This is a genomic window from Streptomyces sp. Sge12 (assembly GCF_002080455.1).
Lineage (GTDB): Bacteria > Actinomycetota > Actinomycetes > Streptomycetales > Streptomycetaceae > Streptomyces.
Genome location: NZ_CP020555.1, coordinates 5,510,484 through 5,530,333, shown reverse-complemented (window position 1 = coordinate 5,530,333; position 19,850 = coordinate 5,510,484). Strand labels below are relative to the sequence as shown.

Below are 19,850 nucleotides of genomic sequence, written 5' to 3'. Positions count from 1 at the left end.
CTTGCCGTCTCACGGGGGTCGTTGTCCGTGACCATCCGGACGAACCGCCGGACGACGTTCGACGGTGGTCCCGGGCGACCACGCGGCCCCGCGCCGACCGAAATACACCTCGACCCGCGGAGCCCCAGCACGCTGCGGCCGGATGCTCAGCACGTCGCAGTCCCAGCGCTCGAAGCAGTCTGCTTCCGCGAGTTCCAGGGCCAGCAGCCGGGCGATGCTGTCCACGGGCTCCTCCCAGCTGACATTCGCAGCGGCACGCACCAGTTCGGCGTCGTACTGAGCCGCGTCGAAGTGGACGTCGGCGGGGACCGGAACCCGCATGTCCTCACTTCGGCCCACTGGCTCATGCCCGCAGCAGGATGCGGCAGGACGAACTTCAGCCCGAGGACGCCGACATGTGCGGGATGTTCCGGATGTTCCATGCGGGCCATGCTCGCCGAGGCCGAAGCGTCCGGCCAGCGAGTTGTCGGGGGTCACGTACCGACAGGCGCCTGGCCGGTGACAGCGGGGACGGGGAAACCGTCGAATCCGTCCTCGGTCCGGTAGACCAGGGCGATCCTCTGGGCAGCGAGCAGGTCCTTCACGTCAGGGGTCGGCTCGCTGGGCAGGAGCACCGCGACGCGGAGCTTGTCGCCATCGTGAAGGTGCCGGCGGTAGTCCGCCAGCTGCCCGATCGCCATCCGCACGTTGTTGCGGGTCGTCTGCCCCTTGGCCTCGTAGAGCACGTGGTCGGTCGCATCGTAGACGTCGGGGGTGAGAGCGCCCGGTTCCCCCTCGATGGTGATCTGAAAGCTCTTGAAGGAGTGACCGGCCTCTTCCAGGTACGACTCGAAGGCCTTGACGAGTTGGCCCTCACGACGGCGTACCTTGCGCCTGCCGCCGGTGATGTGCGCGGTCGTCTCCGGCGTGCTGTGCTGTTCGGTCTTCTTGCCCTTCGTCCCGGACTGGGTCGGCAGCTTCGCGAGCTTCTGCTCGAGGGACAGCTCTATGACTGTGGTCCGCGCGGCGGGCCGCAGCGCGTCCTGTTCCAGCAGCAGCAGCTCCGCACCTTCGGCGGGGCGAAGTCTGAACACGATGATGCGACGCGAGCCACCCTCGCCCACCGGGCTCCACCGCACCTCGTAGGGCTCGATCGGATCAAGGGCCACCTGCCCGATGTAGCGCTGTCGGACTTCCTTCTTGCCGGGCACTCTGCTGTCGGCAACGAACAGGTGCACTTGCTGCCCGTTGGTCGCGGTGTCGAGCAACGTCTTGTTCCCGCGGACGAACTCCTGGTCGCCCTCTCCCCCGGCCCCGGTGTAGAGGTAGAGGGTGCCGAACTCGTCGTCCTCGGCCTGGCCGTCGAAGGTGTAGCCGAACTTCTCACCGACCGCCGGGTCTGAGTAGACGAAGACCATGTTCGACCTCTTGGCCGGGACGATCCCGCCGCTGTAGACCGAACCGCCGTAGGCCTTCACGAGCATCTCTCGTGTCGTGATCATGCCGGGAACGAGATCAAGAGTCGTCATCCCGCGAACATAGCCGCCCCTCGGACGGCCGCCCACCCTTGCCCGAGACCCAACTGTCAGTGCCATGTCCTATGTTACGTAGCAGTGCTGCTGACATGTGGGGGGACCTGTGACCAGTCCGATCCTGTCCGACTCGGATTCCGTGAGGAAGGCGCTCGAGGAGTACCGCGACGGTGGGCGAGCCTCCTTCCTGGAGGACCACGGATTCAATGAGGCGAGCCGCTACTTCCTGCAGTTCGAGGGGGCACTCTTCGACGCCAAGGCCATCGCGAACGTCGCGTACCGCTATCAGCACGGGTCGCGCGCCGACAGCGTCATCAGCGGCGGACAGTCGCACAGCAACCGACTGCTGGAGCAGCTCGGCTTCTCCATCGTCGACAGCCTCCCGACAACGGTGGACGGGGAGCTGGCGTGGCGCCTGGCGATCTGGGAGCACCTGAAGGCCTCCTACGACGACCTGGGGAAGTTGCCTCCCCAAGCGTTGCGGGACTTCGGCGCGTACGGCGGCGGTCAAGGCATCTGGGTCGATTCTCGACGCACGTCGCACCTTCACGAGGGCGGGATCACCGTGGGAGTGCTGCACTCCGGCGCCCACTACCCGGACGACCTCGGAGAACGCTCCGTCCTGTACCACTACCCGAACACCGACCGGCAGCCCGGCCGCGACGCATCGGAGATCGCCGCGACCAAGACGGCCGCCAACCTCAAGCTCCCCGTCTTCGTCATCGCCAAGCCGACCCCGAGTTCGCCGGTACGGGCCGTCCGGCTGGCCTGGGTCGAAGGGTGGGAGGACCGCAGCGAGCACTTCCTCCTGACCTACGGCGAGGAGGCACCGCGGACCGTCCTCCACCACGACGACTCCGACGAGGAAACGTTTCAGCTGTCCGGCAACCGGAGCCGTCGCCGCTTCCGGAACGTCCAGGACCGCCCCGACCAGGCCCGGTTCAAGCTGCGGGTCTTCCAGCGGTACGGGCCGCGCTGCCCCCTGACGGGCATCGCAGTGCCCCAGATGATCGAGGCGGCCCACCTCCGCCCCGTACCCGAGGACGGCTCGGACGATCCCCGGAACGGCCTCCCCCTCAGCGCCGGCCTCCACCGAGCCTTCGACGCCCACCTGTTCGCCATCCACCCCGACACGCTGGACGTCGTGACCCGCCCCGGCGGACCGACGCTCGCCGACCTGCACATCACGACGCCGCACCTGCGAGACCTCACCCGCAAGCCCCACCGCGAGGCTCTCGCCTGGCGCTACCAAAAATGGTCGGACCGAGTCGGCCTGCCGGCCTGAAACACGAGGGCCGACGGCGCAGGCGATAAATGCCCACCAGCCAAACCTTGCGCCACCCGCACGCCAACCAGCATCGGAGAGCCCGTCATTGGTCGTCGCCGACCATCCCCAGCCGCCCTCCGACGACCCAGAGCCAGCCAGGGAAATCCGCTCGTTCGGCGGCGAGGATGCAAGCACCTCCGCTTCAATGTCCGCCATGGAACTCCGAGAGAAGCTCACGTGGGCAGCTGACAACCATCGGGACGGCACGGCTTCGGCACGGGGCGAGTGCACTTGGGGGGCTCCCTGCTCCCGCAAGGCGGCTTGGAGCGTTCGGGTCAGCGACGCCGGCGGCGACAGCTGGTGGGCCGCCTGCCCGAATCACGCCGCCGCATCCACGGTGCTGTCGCCTGACGCCACCAGCTGAACAGCACACGACTCCGGAGGCCCCGTGTGCGCCACGCGTATAGCGAGGCCAAGGGCCTGGAGGCGACATCCGCCGCCTCGCCGGTCCACGAATAGGCCCCAGAGCTGGCGGGGCAGGAGTGCTTGCCGCGGTCTGTTCCCCGACGGCCCCACGGCGGCCGGGGAAGGGCCGGGGAAGTCCCGATCCTGATGTTCGGCTGCACCGGTGGGCCAAGGTTTGGTGTGATCTGAGGGTAAATGGAGTAGTAGAGACCATCATCCCCTCGGCTTCGTCATTTGCGGCTGCCGGCCTTGCCGCCTGGTGGGCCGTGCGAGGGGTACGCCATCAGGCGAACACCCAGCACGCGCTAGCAGCAGGCACCCAAGCCGCGCAACGAGAGTCTGAGGCCCGTGCATCGAGGCGGGAGGCGTACGCGAAGTTCATTTCTGCTGCCGTGCGCACAGCGGGGCTGCTTGTCCGCATGAGCGAGGCGGACATCACCGAGGATGAGTACCGAGATCGCCGTAAGGGTGCGCAACAGGCTCTGCATGAGGTCATCGAGCATGAGGCGATCGTCAGCGTCGAAGGCCCGGCGGGTGTCGCTCTTGCGGCTGCTCAAGCGCGCCGAAGCCTCGACCACGAGCTGGCTGTCATCTTGGCCCACCGTCAGGCTCAGGGATCCAGGGAAGCCGTTGAGCAAGCTGGGGGTGCCCGACTGGAGGCGGTCGGGAGAATGACCACAGCCGCGCGCCGCGTCTTCAACGGAGAGAGCACGTTTGCCGCTCCGGCTGCGTGCAGGGCGGGGTAGCCGCTCCCGTTCATGTCAGTTTCGGGTGCAGAAGCCCCCGCCGGGATCGGCGGGGGCTTCTGTCTGGCCGGCCCGGACGGTTTCGAACCGCCGACGCTGCTTTGCAAGTCGATCATTGCTCGGCTCAGTCGGGGATCTGACCGGCCGCGTCGGTCGTGCCGGACTAGTGACGCAGTGACGCAGAAATCCGGGGCTCGGACAGCGCGCGAACCCCGCGCCACCCTGCGCGGCGGCCTTCCCGACCGCTCCGCGAGCGCACGCTGCGGGCTATGGATGATGAGGTCTACCGGGCCAGCGACTGACGGTCCACAGACTGCCCAGGAGGGGTGAAACGGGTCCGGGCCGGCGGCTGAGTGCCGCCGGCCCGGGGTGCCGAGTTGCTGGGGTACTGCCGCTGACCTGCGGTTACAGCACCGGGAGGTTTTTGCGGAGTTCGAAGGCCGTGACCTCCGAGCGGTATTCCTCCCACTCCTGCTTCTTGTTGCGGAGGAAGAAGTCGAAGACGTGTTCGCCGAGGGTTTCGGCGACCAGTTCGCTGCGTTCCATCAGGGCGATGGCCTCGCCGAGGTTCTGCGGGAGGGGTTCGATGCCCATCGCGCGGCGTTCGGCGTCGGAGAGGGCCCAGACGTCGTCGTCGGCGCCCGCCGGGAGTTCGTAGCCCTCCTCGATGCCCTTGAGGCCGGCCGCCAGGAGGACGGCGTACGTGAGGTACGGGTTGGCGCCCGAGTCGATCGAGCGGACCTCGACGCGGGAGGAGCCCGTCTTGCCCGGCTTGTACATCGGGACGCGGATCAGGGCCGAGCGGTTGTTGTGGCCCCAGCAGATGTACGACGGGGCCTCGCCGCCCGCGCCGGCGCTGCGGGAGGAGCCGCCCCAGATGCGCTTGTAGGAGTTGACCCACTGGTTGGTGACCGCGGCCGTCTCCGCCGCGTGGCGCAGCAGGCCCGCGATGAAGGAGCGGCCGACCTTGGAGAGCTGGTACTCGGCGCCCGACTCGTAGAAGGCGTTGCGGTCGCCCTCGAAGAGAGACAGGTGGGTGTGCATGCCCGAGCCCGGGTACTCCGAGAACGGCTTCGGCATGAAGGTGGCCTGCACGCCCTGTTCGAGGGCCACCTGCTTCATCACCAGGCGGAACGTCATGATGTTGTCCGCCGTGGAGAGCGCGTCGGCGTAGCGGAGGTCGATCTCCTGCTGGCCGGGGGCGCCCTCGTGGTGGCTGAACTCCACCGAGATGCCCATCGATTCGAGCATGGTGATCGCCTGGCGGCGGAAGTCCATGCCCACGTTCTGCGGAGTGTGGTCGAAGTAGCCGGAGTTGTCGGCCGGGACCGGGCGGGTGCCGTCCAGCGGCTTGTCCTTCAGCAGGAAGAACTCGATCTCCGGGTGGGTGTAGAAGGTGAAGCCCAGGTCGGAGGTCTTGGCCAGGATGCGCTTGAGGACGTAGCGCGGGTCCGCGAAGGACGGCGAGCCGTCCGGCATCAGGATGTCGCAGAACATCCGGGCGGTCCCGGGGGCCTCCGCGCGCCACGGCAGTATCTGGAACGTGCTCGGGTCCGGCTTGGCGATCATGTCGGACTCGTAGACCCGCGCGAAGCCCTCGATCGCGGAGCCGTCGAAGCCGATGCCCTCGTCGAAGGCCTGCTCCAGTTCCGCAGGGGCGACCGCGACGGACTTCAGGAAGCCCAGTACATCGGTGAACCACAGGCGCACGAAGCGGATGTCGCGCTCCTCAAGCGTCCGGAGGACGAATTCCTGCTGCTTGTCCATGCCTTCATCCTCGCAGTTCAGACGGCCTGTGCACCACCGCCTCGACAGTCGGGGCACAGTCGGGCTCGCCCAGTATCGCCAGCCGTGGTTTCCGCCACATTACGCACCCCGGAAAGCTCGCGGCACCCCCGCACTGACCTGGGGCCGGTCATGAGCATTACCATCTGCGCCCATGGGGGGCCGGCAGTACACGCGGTCGGGGCGTCGCGGACGTCCCGGACTTCGGCGTGCCGTCCTGTTGACGGTCTTCGGGGTGCTGGCCGGCGCGCTGCTGCTGTGCGCGCGTTCGGGCGAGTCGCACGTACCGCCTCCGCCGCCGGCCGGGGCCCAGACGGCGGCGCAGGCGGCGGCGCAGGCGCAGGCGCAGGGGCACGGTTCGGCGCACGTCGTCGTCTGTGTGTCCCCGTACGACCTGCCCGGGTGTTCGCCCCTCGCGCGCGTCACCCCGGGCGTGCTGCCCGTTCCGCCGCCCGTCGTGGCCGTCGCGGGCGGTGAGCTGCCGTCCACGGCGCCCCCGGCCGCGCCGGGCCCGATCCGGACGGCCGGCCCGCCGGCGCGCGCCCCCGACCTGCATGCCCTCCAGGTGCTGCGGACCTGACAGGTCCGGTTTGGTTTCGCTTTCATCCACCCCCCTCAGCAGAAGGAACCAGGGCACATGGCCAGCAAGTCCGGCAGGACCAACCAGAACATCGACCCGACCTCCCGGCAGGCGCGCATAGCCGAGATGCGCCGCGTCGAGAAGATCCGGGAGCGGCGCAACAAGGCCATCGCGATCACGGCCGCGTCCGCCATCGTCGTCGGCCTGGTCGGCTTCGGCACCTGGGTGCTGATCGACCAGAAGCAGGCCGAGGAGCGCAAGCAGGTCGCCGCGGAGAAGATCCGCAAGGAGGCCGAGGAGATCCGTAAGAAGCCGGTCGAGGGCGAGCAGCTCTGGGACGTGAAGAACCTCGGCCGCAACCACGTCGAGACCCCGGTGAAGTACGAGATGAACCCGCCGGTCGGCGGCGACCACCACCCCCGCTGGATGAACTGCAACGGTGACGTCTACAAGAACCCGGTGCCGGAGGTGAACGCCGTGCACTCGCTGGAGCACGGTGCGGTCTGGGTGACGTACAACGAGAAGGCCCCCAAGGCCGACGTGGACAAGCTCGCCGCGACTGTCGGCAAGACCCCCTACACGCTGATGAGCCCGGTCAAGGAGCAGACCGGCTCGATCATGCTCAGCGCGTGGGGCAAGCAGCTGACCGTGGACAGTGCGGACGACCCCCGGGTGACGCAGTTCTTCACCAAGTACGTGCAGGGCGAGCAGACCCCGGAGCCGGGCGCGGCCTGCACGAGCGGGGTGGCCGGCAAGTGAGCGGCCCGGTCCCCCCGGTCCTCCCCGCCCGTCCCGACCGCCCCGACCGTCCCGCCCGCCCCGTCCCCCGTACGTACTGGGTCGCGGGCACGGCCGTCCTGCTGGCCCTGCTGTTCGCGGCGGCGGCCACGGTCGCCGCCGCGAACGGCGGCGGCGCATCCGCCGGGTCCGGTGCGCCGGCCCCTGCGGAGCCCCGTACGCCGGGGCTCCGGTCGCCGGACGCCGGCTTCGCCCGGGACATGGCGGTGCACCACCAGCAGGCGGTGGAGATGTCCTTCATCGTGCGCGACCGCACCCAGGACGAGGCGGTGCGCACCCTCGCCTACGACATCGCCAACACCCAGGCCAACCAGCGGGGCATGCTGCTCGGCTGGCTGGACCTGTGGGGGCTGCCGAAGGTGGTGGCCGACGAGCCGCCGATGGCCTGGATGGGGGCTGCCTCGGGCGGCGACGACCGTGCCGGCCATGACGGCCACGGCGGCCGTACGGCGGACCCCGCCTCCGGTGCGCTGATGCCGGGCATGGCCACCAGGGAGGAGCTGGAACGGCTGGGCGCCGCCTCGGGCCGGGACGCGGAGGTGCTCTTCCTCCAGCTGATGACCGACCACCACAAGGGCGGCGTCGCGATGGCCGAGGGCTGTGCGCAGCAGTGCGGGACCCCGGTCGAGAAGGCGCTCGCGCAGGGCATGGTCGACGCGCAGCGTTCGGAGCTCACGCTGATGGCGGACATGCTGAAGCAGCGCGGGGCCGCGCCGCGCGGGTGACGGGAGACGCCCGTACGGTGGTGGGAGGCGCCCTCTCACCCGTACGGGCGTACTCCGCCGTGCGGGGACCCGTTTCGGGATCGGGGCCCGCCCCGGGGCAAGGACCCGTCTCGGGCCCCTGCGGGACGCCCCGCCGGACGCGTCCGCGCCCGGTGTCGCACGGCGTGCTCAGGAGGTTCAGCGATGACCACCGCCGCAGACATCATGCACCCCGGGGCCCAGTGGATTCCCGCCACCGAGACCCTCGACCGGGCCGCCCAGCTGATGGCCCGGCTGAATGTGGGCGCCCTGCCCATCAGCGACTCCGAGGAGCGGCTGTGCGGCATCCTCACCGACCGCGACATCGTCGTGAACTGCGTGGCCAAGGGCCACGACCCGGCGAAGGTCACCTGCGGTGACATGGCCCAGGGCACCCCGCGCTGGATCGAGGCGGGCGCGGACGTCACCGACGTGCTGGAGGAGATGCAGAGCCACCAGATCCGCCGCCTTCCGGTGATCCGGAACAAGAAGCTGGTGGGCATGATCAGCGAGGCCGACCTCGCCCAGCACCTCTCCGACGACCAGATGGCGACCTTCGTGGAGAAGGTCTACGCACGGGCCTGACCCCGCCCGGCCGTTTCCAGGACCGCCCTGACCACCTCGTCCGGGCGGTCCAGCATGACCAGGTGTCCGGCGGGCTCGGCGACCTCGAAGCGGGCGCCGAGCAGGTCGGCGAGGTCCGCCTGGCGGGAGAGCCAGTGCAGGGGCCCGCGGCCGGCCGATCCGTCGTGACCGGCGAGGACGGTGGTGGGGGCGGTCAGCGGGTGCGTGGCGCGCAGGGCCTGGAGTTCGGCGGCCATGTCCGGGTAGCGGGAGTTCTCCAGCAGGGCGCCGCGCCAGACGCGGCCGGTGCGGTAGCAACGGCGTACGAGGTCCCGTGCGGCCGGGTCGGAGCCGCCGGTGCGGGAGGCCCGTACGGTGGCGCGCCGCGCAAGTGGCCCCAGCGCGGCCGGCAGCCCGACGGCGCTCACGGCCCGGCCGAGGGCCCGGGCGGCGGCGATGCGCAGCGCGACGGGCACGGCCGTACGGGGGGCCTCCTCGACGCTGCCGTCGACGAGGACCAGACCAGCGGTGCGCTCGGGGTACAGGCGGGCGAAGGCCTCGGCGTGGAACCCGGCGATGGAGTGCCCGACCACGGTGACCCGCGAGCCGTCGGCGTCGGCGTCGGCGTCGGCGTTGGCGGCACCGGTGACGGCACCGCCACCGGCACCGGGGCCGATGAGCCCCGCCCGCCCCAGCGCGTCCAGCAGGCCGGCGATCCGGTGGGCCTCCCCGGCGGTGGTGGGGGGCTCGGTGGCGGGGCCGCTGAGGCCGTGCCCGGGGCGGTCGAAGCGGACGACGGTGCGGCCCGCGGCGACGAGCGGTGCGACGACGGGGTCCCAGTCGAACCAGGCCATGGCGAGCCCGGCGCTGAGCACGCACACGGGCCCCCGGCCCTCGACGAGGACGTGCAGCGGGACCCCGTCCACGCGGACGAACCGGCCGGCGCCGCTCGCGGAAAGCACCTCGGACGGCACCTCGGAAGGCCTCTCGGACGGCCCGAGCGGCGGCCCCTCGGACGGCCCGAGCGGGGGCTTCGCGTACGGCCTCACGTACGGCCTTCCTTGTGGACGGAGTGGGCGAGCAGGCCCAGCCAGATCGCCACGAGCAGCACCTGGAGCCGCTGGCCGGCGCCGAGGGCCCAGGTCCCGCGCCCGGCGGTGAACAGGGCGATCGCGGTCAGGGTCCAGACGGTGGCGAGCAGTTCGAGGACGACGATCGCGGGTCCGTAGCGGGCGAGCGGGGCGAACCAGCCGTAGCGGCGGGCGGCCACGGTGAGCGCGACGAGGCCGACGAGGGCCCCGGTCATGGCGAGGCCGCTGCTGACGGCATGGGCCTGATGGGTGGCGGGGACCAGTCCGGCGGTCTCCCGGGCGGCGCACACGGGGTCCACGGTGGGGGTGCAGCTCAGCGGCAGCCAGGCGTCGGCGGCGGTGGCCGCGCCGAAGAGCGTGACCCCGGCCCAGCCCGTGACGGCCCAGGGGCGCCGGGACTCGGCGCACCTCAGCAGCCGGAAGAGCGCGAGCAGTCCACCGGTGAAGGCCAGCAGCCCGGCGGTGAAGTCGGTGGCCCGGAAGAGGCCGCCGAGCGGCTGGTCCTGGGCGGCGAGCTCGCTGACGTACGTCTCGATGGGGTTGAGGCCCGTGGAGAGGACGACTTCGAGCACCCACGCGGTGTAGGCGGCCGCGGCGAGGCCGATCAGGACGGCGACCGGCCGGGCGCTCCGCGGGGAAAGTCCATGCAGGGACATAGTGTGACTAATCCTAAGCAGACCCGGGGTCGGTCCTCCGATCGGATACCCACCCCGGGTAGGGTTCCCATCATGACGCGCAGTGCTCGGCGAGCCGCCCCGGGGGTCCGGTTGCTGCTGCTCGCCGCGCTGTTGCTGGGCATCGTCACCATGCACACCCTGGGCCATCCGACCGAGTCCCACGCCATGGAGGACGTGTCCCCGGCCCACTCCGTTGCCTCGGCGGGGCCGGCTGCCCCGGCCGGGCACGGTGGCACTCGCCACACCGCGGTCCCGGCCGCCGACACGCCCGCCCCCGCGGTCTCCTCGTGGGGTCACACGATGCCCGCGACCGAGATGGACCCCATGTCGGTCTGCCTCGCCGTGCTCGCGGGGCTCGTCGTGGTGCTCATCGGCACCGGCCGGCCCGGATCCCGCGCAGCCGCGCCGCTCGGGGGCGCGGCCCGCATACCGGGCCGGTCCGGTGGCGGTCCGGACCCGCCCGCCCCCCGCGAGCTCCTCACCCGGCTGGCGGTCCTGCGGATCTAGGCCCGGCCCCGGCCGCCGCCCCCGCATGCCCGCGTGTGCCCGTGCATGCGCCGGGGCGGCGCCGAACCGTGCCCATGCGTCCGTAACACCACACCCACGAGGTGCTTCCATGCGCTCTCTTCCCACCCGTCGCGCCGTCCTGGCCGCCTCCGCGGCCGCCGCCCTCGGCTCCGGGCTGCTCGCCGCCTGCTCCGGCCCGTCCGGCGGCTCCGGCCACTCCGGAGGTACCGGCTCCGGCACCGGCCACGGCTCGATGAACCACGGCGGTTCCGCCGCCGACGTGCCCGAGGGGTACGTGGACCCGGCCGGGCCCGAGGTGCGGGCCGCCGAGGCCGCCCGCAAGGCCACCGGCCCCGTCACCGAGGTCAAGGTGACCGCCACCGCCACCCCGCTCGACCTCGGCGCCGGGATCACCGTCCGCTCCTGGGCGTACGGGGACCGGCTCCCGGGCCAGGAGGTCCGGGCCACCGCGGGCGGCACGCTCGCCCTCACCCTGGCCAACAACCTCCCCGAGGCCACCTCCCTGCACTGGCACGGCCTCGCGCTGCGCAACGACATGGACGGGGTCCCGGGGCTGACCCAGCGGGACATCGCTCCCGGCGGGTCGTTCCCGTACCGGTTCGCCGTCCCGCACCCGGGGACGTACTGGTTCCACCCGCACACCGGGGTCCAGCAGGACCGCGGCCTGTACGCCCCGCTGATCGTCGAGGACCCGAAGGAGCCCCTCTCCTACGACAAGGAGTGGGTGGTGGTCCTGGACGACTGGATCGACGGAGTGGACGGCGCCACCCCGGACGCCGTGCTCGCCGAACTCCGCAAGGGCATGGACGGCAGCGCCGGAGCCCACGCGGGCCACGGGCAGACCCCCTCCGCCGCCCCCTCCGCCGCCGCCTCCGCCCCGGCCCCCAGCACCGGCAAGAAGCGCTCGTACGTCGCCATGGGCGGCCACAGCGACTACCTCGGCGGGGACGCGGGCGACGTGGCCTACGCGCACTACCTGATCAACGGACGGGTGCCGGACGACCCGTCGGTCCTCACCGCCCGCCCCGGGGACCGGATCCGGCTGCGCCTCATCAACGCCGGCGGGGACACCGCGTTCCGCATCGCCCTCGGCGGCCACGAACTGACGGTCACCCACACCGACGGCTACCCGGTGGAGCAGGCCACGACCGCCTCGCTGCTGCTGGGCATGGGCGAGCGGTACGACGTCCTGGTGACCGCCCGGGACGGGGTGTTCCCGCTCACCGCGCTGGCCGAGGGCAAGGAGGGATCGGCGCTCGCGGTGCTGCGCACCGGGTCGGGGACGGCGCCCACGGCCGCCACCCGGCCGTCGGAGCTGGACGCGCCACCGCTGATGGCGGACGCGCTCAGGGCGGCCGGGTCGGCCGCGCTCGCCCCGCGCGATCCGGACCGTACGGTGCAGATCAAGTTGAGCGGCTCCATGCAGAGGTACAACTGGTCCTTCGACGGCAAGCCGTACACCCCGGACCAGCGGCACCCGGTGAAGGCGGGCGAGCGGGTCCGGCTGGTCTTCGCCAACGCGACCCCCATGTGGCACCCGCTGCACCTGCACGGGCACACCTTCGCGCTGGGTGAGCAGCCGGGCGGGGCGCGCAAGGACACCGCGATCGTCCTGCCGGGCCGCAGGCTGACGGTGGACTTCGACGCGGACAACCCCGGGCTGTGGATGACGCACTGCCACAACGTCTACCACTCGGAGTCCGGAATGATGACGGTGCTCGGCTACCAGCTCTAGCCTGATCTCCCGCGCGGCGCCCGGTGCCGGGGGCCGCGCGGGAATTCGGGTGGGGTCCGGTCGTGGGCATGGCACCCTTGCCGTGATCACGACTGTCGCGAAAGAAGGACGACCCCGCCGGTATGAGCACCCCGCCGAACCCGCCCAGTACCCCTGCCGGTCCGCCGACCGGGCCGGAGGGCACTCCGACGCCCGAGACGGACTCCATACCGGCGCCGCCCGCTCAGCCGCTCTCGCTGGAGAAGACCCCGGCCGCCCCGGCCGCCCCGGCCGCCTCAGAGCAGACCCCTGAGGCACCCGAGGCCGCAGCGACCCCTGAGGCACCCGCCCCCGATGTCCCCGCCGCGGACTCCCCGGAGCAGGCTCCGGCCGCCCCGGCCCCGTCGCCCTTCGCCCCGCCCTCCCCCGCTCCCGCGGCCCCGGCCCCGGCCCCGGGCTTCGGCACCCCCGGCGCGCCCGGCGCACCCGCCAACGTGTGGGGCGCGCCCGACCCCGGCCACGTCCCGTACGGCGCCTACCCGCGCGCCGCCGAGCCCGGCAACGGCCTCGCCATCGCCGCCCTCGTGGTCAGCGGCTTCGGCATCCTCCTCGCCGTCATCCCGTTCCTCTTCTGGGCCGGCACCGTGCTCGCCGCCGTCGGCCTGGGCCTCGGCATCGGCGGTACCGTCCGCGCCAACAAGGGCGCCCCGCACAAGTCGATGGCCGTCGTCGGCACCGTTCTCGGCGTGGCCGGCATGCTCGCCTCGGTCGGCGGCTTCTTCCTGACCGCCCTGGTCGTCGAGAAGGCCGGCGACCGCCTCGACCAGCAGATCGAGGACGAGGACTGGGACCGCGAGCTCGACGGGCTCGCACCCAGCGGTGAGCCCTGGCCGTCCAAGTCCCCGTCGCCCTCCCAGGTCCCCGGGCTGACCAGCGCGCTGCCGTTCGGCGAGACCTTCACGTACCCGAACGGCGTCAAGGTGAGCCTGTCCGTGCCGAAGGCGTACGAGCCGAAGGGCATCGTCGCCCGCGAGCGGATCAAGAACGCCATCCAGATCACCGTCACCATCACCAACGGCTCGACCACCCCGCACGAGGTCATCTACGCGATGCCGAACGTCCGCGACGACCGGGGCATGACCGCGGACACCGTCTACGACAGCACCGGCAACGTCCCGAAGCTGATCCGCGGCTCCATCCTGCCGGGCGAATCCGCCAGCGGGGTCGTGGCCTTCGAGGTCCCCGAGGGCACCAAGAGCATCACCGCGGACATCTCCGCCGGGACGATGCTCGACGACGTCAAGTACGCCGGCCCCATCGGCTGACGGAGCATCACCACCCCGGAAAACACCGGAAAACAGCGGGAAACAAGCGGGGCCCAGGGACATCGCGTCAGAAAGACGATTACACTGGGCCCCGTGCCTCAACTTCGACTCGCTCTGAATCAGATCGACTCGCACGTCGGCGACATCGCCGCGAATGCCGACTCGGTCGTCCACTGGACCCGGCACTCCGCCGAGCAGGGCGCCCACCTGGTGGCGTTCCCGGAGATGATGCTGACCGGGTACCCCGTCGAGGACCTCGCCCTGCGCGGCTCCTTCGTGGAGGCCTCCCGTACCGCGCTGCGCGAGCTCGCCGAGCGGCTGGCCACCGAGGGCCTCGGCGAGCTGCCGGTCGTCGTCGGCTACCTCGACCGCACCGAGCGGGCCACGCCCCGGCTGGGCCGCCCGGCCGGCTCCCCCGAGAACGCGGCCGCCGTGCTGCACCGCGGGCGGGTCGTGCTGCGGTTCGCCAAGCACCACCTCCCCAACTATGGCGTGTTCGACGAGTTCCGGTACTTCGTGCCGGGCGGCACCCAGCCGGTGATCCGGGTGGGCGGGGTCGACGTGGCCCTGGCCATCTGCGAGGACCTCTGGCAGGACGGCGGCCGGGTCCCGGCCACCCGCTCCGCCGGGGCCGGGCTGCTGATCTCCGTGAACGCCTCCCCGTACGAGCGCAACAAGGACGACCAGCGCCTCGAACTGGTCCGCAAGCGCGCCCAGGAAGCCGGCTGCACCCTCGCCTACCTGGCGATGATCGGCGGCCAGGACGAGCTGGTCTTCGACGGCGACTCGATCGTCGTCGGCGCCGACGGCGAAGTCATCGCCCGCGCCCCGCAGTTCTCCGAGGGCTGCGTGCTGGTCGACCTGGACCTGCCCGCGGCCCTCGCCGACGCGCCCGAGGGCGTGGTGGACGACGGACTGCGCATCGAGCGCGTGATCCTCTCCGAGGAGCCCGTGGAGCCGTACGAGCCGGTCGTCGCCGGCGGCTACGCCGACCGGCTCGACGACGACGAGGAGGTCTACGACGCGCTGGTCGTGGGCCTGCGCGCGTACGTCAGGAAGAACGGGTTCCGCTCCGTCCTGATCGGGCTCTCCGGCGGCATCGACTCCGCTCTGGTCGCCGCCATCGCCTGCGACGCGATCGGCGCGCAGAACGTGTACGGCGTCTCGATGCCCTCGAAGTACTCCTCGGACCACTCCCGCAGCGACGCCGCCGGCCTGGCCGAGCGCACCGGTCTGAACTTCCGGACCGTCTCCATCGAGCCGATGTTCGACGCCTACATGGGCGCGCTGGGCCTGACCGGCCTGGCCGAGGAGAACCTGCAGTCCCGGCTGCGCGGCACCATGCTGATGGCCCTGTCCAACCAGGAGGGCCACATCGTGCTGGCTCCCGGCAACAAGTCGGAGCTGGCCGTCGGCTACTCCACCCTGTACGGCGACTCGGTGGGCGCCTACGGGCCGATCAAGGACGTCTACAAGTCGGACGTCTTCCGGCTCGCGGAATACCGCAACCGGGCGGCCGCCGAGCGCGGCGAGATCCCGCCGATCCCGGAGAACTCGATCGTGAAGCCGCCGAGCGCCGAGCTGCGCCCGGGCCAGGTGGACACGGACTCGCTGCCCGACTACCCGGTGCTCGACGCTATCCTCGCCCTGTACGTGGACCGCGACCAGGGCATGGACGCGATCGTGGCGGCCGGCTTCGACCCGGAGCTGGTGGCCAGGACGCTGCGGATGGTGGACACGGCGGAGTACAAGCGGCGCCAGTACCCGCCGGGCACGAAGATCTCCGCGAAGGGCTTCGGCAAGGACCGCCGGCTGCCCATCACGAACGGCTGGCGCGAGCGGGCGTAGGGGGCGGCTCGTCCGATCCGGCCGGGCCGGTCAGGGCTTTACGGTGACCCGGGCGGCGACGGGCAGGTGGTCGCTGCCGGTCCGGGGCAGCGTCCAGGAGGCCTCGGGCTTGATCCCGCGGACCATGATCTGGTCGATGCGGGCCATCGGGAACTGCGCCGGCCAGCTGAAGCCGAAGCCGTCGCCGGCCGCGCCCTGGGTGGAGCGCATCTGCGAGGTCACCTCGGACAGGGCGCGGTCGTTCATGGTGCCGTTGAGGTCGCCGAGCAGGATGACCTTCTTCAGCGGTTCGGCGGCGAGCGCGGCGCCCAGCGCGTCGGCGCTGTCGTCGCGCTGGTTGGCGGTGAAGCCGGCGTTCATCTTGACCCGGACCGAGGGCAGGTGGGCGACGAAGGCGGCGACCTCGCCGTGCGGTGTGGCGACGGTGGCGCGCATGGCCCGGGTCCAGCCCATCCGGATGTCGACGGGCGCGCTGGCACTGAGCGGGTACTTGCTCCACACGCCGACGGTGCCCTCGACCGAGTGGTACTTGTACGTGGCCGCGAGGGCCTTCTCGTAGACGGGGACGGCGCTGCCCTTGAGCTCGGTCAGGGCCAGGACGTCTGCCCCGGAGCGGGCGACCGACTCGGCGGTGCCGCGCGGGTCGGGGTTGTCGGCGTCGACGTTGTGGGTGGCCACCACCAGATTGCCGCCGGAGCCCGATTTGTCGGTGACCAGCCCGCCGAAGACGTTCGCCCAGACCGCGGCCGTCAGCAGGGTCGCAATGACCGCGGTGGCCGACCTGCGGTAGACGGCGCCGGCCAGCAGCAGCGGGACGGCCAGGCCCAGCCAGGGCAGGAAGGTCTCGGTGAGGCTGCCGAGGTTGCCCACGTCGTTGGGCAGGTCCTCGTGGAAGATCATGACGAGCGCGATCAGGGCGGCGATCCCGGCGAGGACCAGTCCGCGCCGCCAGATCCCCGGGTCCTTGCGCAGGGCGGTCAGCCGGCGCCGGAGGGGGGTTCCGGAGGGCTCGGGCTCCGAGCCGCCGTTCCCCGACTCCGTCATGTACGCCTGTGCCATACCACTGCCCTCACTGCCGTGCTCGCGCTCCGTCCCCGCCCCTTGACCCTAGGCGATGAACCGGAGCCTTCCGTGCCGTACGTCACGACCGCCGTTCACGGTCGTACGTCCGGGAGGACGAACGGCCGTACGCAGGGGGTTCCGCTTGTCACGAAACGCGCACATTGGCGCTCGTGGCCGGGCTCGCACCGCCGACCACTTCCGCCTTCGGCCACCGTGATGTCACCATGGGGGGTGAGTCCGGGGACGCCGTGAGGGCGCCTCGAGATGACACAAGGAGCAGTTGCAATGACGCCTGCCGTTTCGCCTGCCCGCGAACCCGCAACAGCATCTCCGTCGCACGCACCCACCCTGTACGGAGGCACGGGCACCCGGCGCATCACCGTCCGCGACCTGACCCTCGCCAAGGAACGCGGCGAGAAGTGGCCCATGCTCACCGCCTACGACGCGATGACCGCGTCCGTCTTCGACGAGGCCGGTATCCCGGTCATCCTCGTCGGCGACTCCATGGGCAACTGCCACCTCGGCTACGACTCCACCGTCCCGGTGACGATGGACCAGATGACGATGCTCTCGGCGGCCGTCGTGCGCGGCACGAGCCGTGCGCTGGTCATCGGCGACATGCCGTTCGGCTCGTACCAGGAAGGCGCCGTGCAGGCCCTGCGCAGCGCCACCCGCCTCGTCAAGGAGGCCGGGGTCGGCGCGGTGAAGCTGGAGGGCGGCGAGCGCTCGCTGGCCCAGACCGAGCTGATCGTGCAGTCCGGCATCCCCGTCATGTCCCACCTGGGCCTGACCCCGCAGTCCGTCAACGCCATGGGCTACCGGGTCCAGGGCCGCGGCGACGAGGCCGCGCACCAGCTGCTGCGCGACGCGAAGGCGGCGCAGGACGCGGGCGCGTTCGCGGTGGTGCTGGAGCTCGTACCGGCCGAGCTGGCCGCCGAGGTCACCCGTTCCCTGCACATCCCGACGGTCGGCATCGGCGCGGGCGCGGAGTGCGACGCGCAGGTGCTGGTGTGGACCGACATGATGGGCCTGACCGGCGGGAAGATGCCGAAGTTCGTCAAGCAGTACGCGCAGCTCCGCGAGACGATGACCGGCGCGGCGAGGGCCTTCGCCGAGGACGTGGTCGGCGGAACGTTCCCGCAGGCGGAGCACGCCTTCCACTGAGCGTGCGCATGATCGCTGCGACAGCCCGCCGACCTCGTGTCGGCGGGCTGTCGTATGCCTGTCGTACGTTTGTCGGTCGGCTGTCGGTGCTTTGTCAGTGGCCGCTGCTCCTATAGGGGCATGACGCGAAACGACAACAAGCCCAACGCCGTGGAGGTACGGGGGCTGGTCAAGCACTACGGCGAGACCAAGGCCCTCGACGGTGTCGACCTGGATGTCCGGGAGGGCACGGTCCTCGGGGTCCTCGGCCCCAACGGCGCCGGCAAGACGACGCTGGTCCGCTGCCTCTCCACCCTGATCACCCCGGACGCCGGAACCGCGGTCGTCGCGGGATTCGACGTGGTCCGCCAGCCGCGGCAGCTGCGCCGCACGATCGGCCTCACCGGCCAGTACGCCTCGGTGGACGAGAAGCTCTCCGGCTGGGAGAACCTCTACATGATCGGGCGGCTGCTCGACCTCTCGCGCAAGGACGCCCGCCGCCGCGCGGACGAGATGCTGGAGCGGTTCTCCCTGACCGAAGCGGCCAAGAAGGCCGCCATGAACTACTCCGGCGGTATGCGCCGCCGGCTCGACCTGGCCGCCTCACTGATCGGCAACCCGGCCGTGCTCTACCTGGACGAGCCGACCACCGGTCTCGACCCCCGCACCCGCAACGAGGTGTGGGACGAGGTCCAGCGCCTGGTCGCCGAGGGCGCGACCGTGCTGCTCACCACGCAGTACATGGAGGAGGCCGAGCAGCTCGCCAGCGAGCTGACCGTCATCGACCGCGGCAAGGTCATCGCCAACGGCAAGGTCGACGAGCTGAAGGCGCGCGTCGGCGGCCGCACCCTGAAGATCCGCCCGGTGGACCCCTCGGACCTGCCGGGGATGGCCCGCTCGCTGGCCGAGGCCGGGCTGGACGGCATCGCCGGCAGCCAGGCCGTTCCGGACGAGGGCGTGCTGCTGGTCCCGATCCTGAGCGACGAGCAGCTGACGGCCGTCGTCGGCCTGCTGGCCGCCCGCGGGTACGCGATCGCCGACCTCGGCACCTACCTGCCCAGCCTCGACGAGGTGTTCCTGGCCATCACCGGTCAGAAGCCCACCTCCGTCGAGGACTCCGTTCCCACCGAGAAGACCGAGGAGGTCGCGGCATGAGCACCGTAACCACGACGAAGCCCGCTCCCACCGCGGCCGGCCCGGCCCCGGTGGACGGCCGGTCCGGCGAGGGCCGGATCGGACTGCGCGCCAACCTGCGGCACATCGGCGCGCTGGTGCGCCGCAACGCCCTGCAGATCAAGCAGGACCCCGAGTCGATGTTCGACGTCCTGTTCATGCCGATCATCTTCACGCTGCTGTTCGTGTTCGTCTTCGGCGGCGCGGTCTCCGGCAAGGGCAACCAGAGCGAGTACGTCAGCTACCTGGTCCCGGGCCTCATGGCCATGATGGGCATGAACATCGCCATGGCGGTGGGCACCGGGGTCAACGACGACTTCAAGAAGGGCGTGATGGACCGGTTCCGGTCCATGCCGATCGCCCGGTCGTCCGTGCTCCTCGCCAAGATCGTCGTCGAGATCGGCCGGATGCTCGTCGCGATCACGATCCTGCTCGGCATGGGCTTCATCCTGGGCCTGTCGATCAAGGGCTCGATCCTGGACCTGTTCCTGTCCATCGGCCTGTCGGTCGTCTTCGGCGCCTCGCTCATGTGGATCTTCATCCTGCTGGGTCTCACCCTGAGCTCCGCGCAGGCCGTCCAGGGCATGGCCATGATGGTCCTCATGCCGCTCCAGTTCGGCAGCTCCATCTTCGCGATGCCGTCCACGATGCCGGACTGGCTGCAGACCTTCACGGACTACAACCCGCTGTCCAACCTGGCCGACGCGGCCCGGGCCCTGATCAACGGGACGCCCGTGGGCGACTCGGTGTGGATGACCCTGGCCTGGTCGGTCGCCATCACCGCGATCACCATGCCGCTCGCGGTGCGCAAGTTCCGCCAGAAGACCTGA

General features: G+C 71.2%; 18 protein-coding genes. 12 read left to right on the top strand and 6 right to left on the bottom strand.

Features of this window, described 5'->3' with window-relative positions; all coding sequences use genetic code 11:
- Positions 1-9: 9 nt before the first annotated feature.
- Complete coding sequence (locus tag B6R96_RS38820; protein ID WP_081523679.1) at positions 10-321, bottom strand: hypothetical protein; 312 nt, start codon at positions 319-321, stop codon at positions 10-12.
- Between the two features lie 152 nt (positions 322-473).
- Positions 474-1,508, bottom strand: coding sequence for a hypothetical protein (locus B6R96_RS24795; RefSeq protein ID WP_081523678.1), 1,035 nt, complete (start codon positions 1,506-1,508; stop codon positions 474-476).
- 142 nt (positions 1,509-1,650) lie between these two features.
- On the opposite strand from B6R96_RS24795, the gene B6R96_RS24790 reads away from it, so the two are divergent.
- Complete coding sequence (locus tag B6R96_RS24790) at positions 1,651-2,796, top strand: HNH endonuclease (RefSeq protein WP_237291508.1); 1,146 nt, start codon at positions 1,651-1,653, stop codon at positions 2,794-2,796.
- Positions 2,797-4,394: 1,598 nt separating this feature from the next.
- Here the strand turns inward: B6R96_RS24790 and B6R96_RS24780 are convergent.
- A complete protein-coding gene (locus B6R96_RS24780; RefSeq protein ID WP_030012459.1) occupies positions 4,395-5,756 on the bottom strand; it encodes a glutamine synthetase family protein in 1,362 nt (453 codons plus the stop codon).
- Positions 5,757-5,928: 172 nt separating this feature from the next.
- Here B6R96_RS24780 and B6R96_RS24775 point away from each other — a divergent pair, with 172 nt between their 5' ends.
- From B6R96_RS24775 to B6R96_RS24760, 4 genes are all read left to right on the top strand, one after another.
- Positions 5,929-6,354: a hypothetical protein gene (locus tag B6R96_RS24775; RefSeq protein WP_203351767.1), complete on the top strand. Its 426-nt coding sequence runs from the start codon at positions 5,929-5,931 to the stop codon at positions 6,352-6,354.
- A gap of 57 nt (positions 6,355-6,411) precedes the next feature.
- Entirely contained in the window at positions 6,412-7,113 is a 702-nt protein-coding gene (locus B6R96_RS24770; protein ID WP_081523675.1) for a DUF3105 domain-containing protein, read from the top strand.
- A gap of 107 nt (positions 7,114-7,220) precedes the next feature.
- A complete protein-coding gene (locus B6R96_RS24765; protein WP_203351747.1) occupies positions 7,221-7,877 on the top strand; it encodes a DUF305 domain-containing protein in 657 nt (218 codons plus the stop codon).
- A gap of 183 nt (positions 7,878-8,060) precedes the next feature.
- The gene (locus tag B6R96_RS24760) at positions 8,061-8,480 is read left to right on the top strand and encodes a CBS domain-containing protein (RefSeq protein WP_030389580.1); all 420 of its coding nucleotides are present in this window, start codon (positions 8,061-8,063) and stop codon (positions 8,478-8,480) included.
- On the opposite strand, the gene B6R96_RS24755 is transcribed toward B6R96_RS24760, so the two are convergent.
- Both B6R96_RS24755 and B6R96_RS24750 read right to left on the bottom strand, forming a co-directional pair.
- Positions 8,465-9,385 carry an alpha/beta fold hydrolase gene (locus B6R96_RS24755; RefSeq protein WP_081525238.1) on the bottom strand — a complete coding sequence of 307 codons (921 nt, stop codon included), beginning with the start codon at positions 9,383-9,385 and terminating at the stop codon, positions 8,465-8,467. The genes B6R96_RS24760 and B6R96_RS24755 overlap by 16 nt on opposite strands.
- A 119-nt stretch (positions 9,386-9,504) precedes the next feature.
- Complete coding sequence (locus B6R96_RS24750; RefSeq protein ID WP_081523673.1) at positions 9,505-10,206, bottom strand: DUF998 domain-containing protein; 702 nt, start codon at positions 10,204-10,206, stop codon at positions 9,505-9,507.
- A 72-nt stretch (positions 10,207-10,278) separates the two neighbouring features.
- On the opposite strand from B6R96_RS24750, the gene B6R96_RS24745 reads away from it, so the two are divergent.
- The 4 genes from B6R96_RS24745 (at position 10,279) to B6R96_RS24730 (ending at position 15,642) form a co-directional block, all read left to right on the top strand.
- On the top strand, positions 10,279-10,734 hold the full coding sequence (locus B6R96_RS24745) for a DUF6153 family protein (RefSeq protein WP_081523672.1): 456 nt from the start codon (positions 10,279-10,281) through the stop codon (positions 10,732-10,734).
- 109 nt (positions 10,735-10,843) lie between these two features.
- Entirely contained in the window at positions 10,844-12,490 is a 1,647-nt protein-coding gene (locus B6R96_RS24740) for a multicopper oxidase family protein (RefSeq protein WP_081523671.1), read from the top strand.
- Between the two features lie 122 nt (positions 12,491-12,612).
- Entirely contained in the window at positions 12,613-13,794 is a 1,182-nt protein-coding gene (locus B6R96_RS24735) for a DUF4190 domain-containing protein (RefSeq protein WP_081523670.1), read from the top strand.
- Positions 13,795-13,887: 93 nt separating this feature from the next.
- On the top strand, positions 13,888-15,642 hold the full coding sequence (locus tag B6R96_RS24730) for an NAD+ synthase (protein WP_081523669.1): 1,755 nt from the start codon (positions 13,888-13,890) through the stop codon (positions 15,640-15,642).
- A 30-nt stretch (positions 15,643-15,672) separates the two neighbouring features.
- Here the strand turns inward: B6R96_RS24730 and B6R96_RS24725 are convergent, their stop codons facing one another.
- On the bottom strand, positions 15,673-16,701 hold the full coding sequence (locus tag B6R96_RS24725) for an endonuclease/exonuclease/phosphatase family protein (RefSeq protein ID WP_053705380.1): 1,029 nt from the start codon (positions 16,699-16,701) through the stop codon (positions 15,673-15,675).
- Positions 16,702-16,989: 288 nt separating this feature from the next.
- Here B6R96_RS24725 and panB point away from each other — a divergent pair, with 288 nt between their 5' ends.
- The 3 genes from panB (at position 16,990) to B6R96_RS24710 (ending at position 19,850) form a co-directional block, all read left to right on the top strand.
- Positions 16,990-17,868, top strand: a complete 879-nt coding sequence (panB, locus tag B6R96_RS24720) for a 3-methyl-2-oxobutanoate hydroxymethyltransferase (RefSeq protein ID WP_030389588.1) — start codon at positions 16,990-16,992, stop codon at positions 17,866-17,868.
- Between the two features lie 120 nt (positions 17,869-17,988).
- A complete protein-coding gene (locus B6R96_RS24715) occupies positions 17,989-19,002 on the top strand; it encodes an ATP-binding cassette domain-containing protein (protein ID WP_081523668.1) in 1,014 nt (337 codons plus the stop codon).
- The gene (locus tag B6R96_RS24710) at positions 18,999-19,850 is read left to right on the top strand and encodes an ABC transporter permease (RefSeq protein WP_052875344.1); all 852 of its coding nucleotides are present in this window, start codon (positions 18,999-19,001) and stop codon (positions 19,848-19,850) included. The genes B6R96_RS24715 and B6R96_RS24710 overlap by 4 nt, the downstream gene beginning before the upstream one ends.

Bases quoted from the DNA above. Each gene is read 5' to 3' on its own strand.
- B6R96_RS38820 (WP_081523679.1), bottom strand. From the start codon at position 321: ATGCGGGTTCCGGTCCCCGCCGACGTCCACTTCGACGCGGCTCAGTAC.
- B6R96_RS24795 (WP_081523678.1), bottom strand. From the start codon at position 1,508: ATGACGACTCTTGATCTCGTTCCCGGCATGATCACGACACGAGAGATG.
- B6R96_RS24780 (WP_030012459.1), bottom strand. From the start codon at position 5,756: ATGGACAAGCAGCAGGAATTCGTCCTCCGGACGCTTGAGGAGCGCGAC.
- B6R96_RS24775 (WP_203351767.1), top strand. From the start codon at position 5,929: ATGGGGGGCCGGCAGTACACGCGGTCGGGGCGTCGCGGACGTCCCGGA.
- B6R96_RS24770 (WP_081523675.1), top strand. From the start codon at position 6,412: ATGGCCAGCAAGTCCGGCAGGACCAACCAGAACATCGACCCGACCTCC.
- B6R96_RS24760 (WP_030389580.1), top strand. From the start codon at position 8,061: ATGACCACCGCCGCAGACATCATGCACCCCGGGGCCCAGTGGATTCCC.
- B6R96_RS24750 (WP_081523673.1), bottom strand. From the start codon at position 10,206: ATGTCCCTGCATGGACTTTCCCCGCGGAGCGCCCGGCCGGTCGCCGTC.
- B6R96_RS24745 (WP_081523672.1), top strand. From the start codon at position 10,279: ATGACGCGCAGTGCTCGGCGAGCCGCCCCGGGGGTCCGGTTGCTGCTG.
- B6R96_RS24740 (WP_081523671.1), top strand. From the start codon at position 10,844: ATGCGCTCTCTTCCCACCCGTCGCGCCGTCCTGGCCGCCTCCGCGGCC.
- B6R96_RS24735 (WP_081523670.1), top strand. From the start codon at position 12,613: ATGAGCACCCCGCCGAACCCGCCCAGTACCCCTGCCGGTCCGCCGACC.
- B6R96_RS24725 (WP_053705380.1), bottom strand. From the start codon at position 16,701: ATGGCACAGGCGTACATGACGGAGTCGGGGAACGGCGGCTCGGAGCCC.
- panB (WP_030389588.1), top strand. From the start codon at position 16,990: ATGACGCCTGCCGTTTCGCCTGCCCGCGAACCCGCAACAGCATCTCCG.
- B6R96_RS24715 (WP_081523668.1), top strand. From the start codon at position 17,989: ATGACGCGAAACGACAACAAGCCCAACGCCGTGGAGGTACGGGGGCTG.
- B6R96_RS24710 (WP_052875344.1), top strand. From the start codon at position 18,999: ATGAGCACCGTAACCACGACGAAGCCCGCTCCCACCGCGGCCGGCCCG.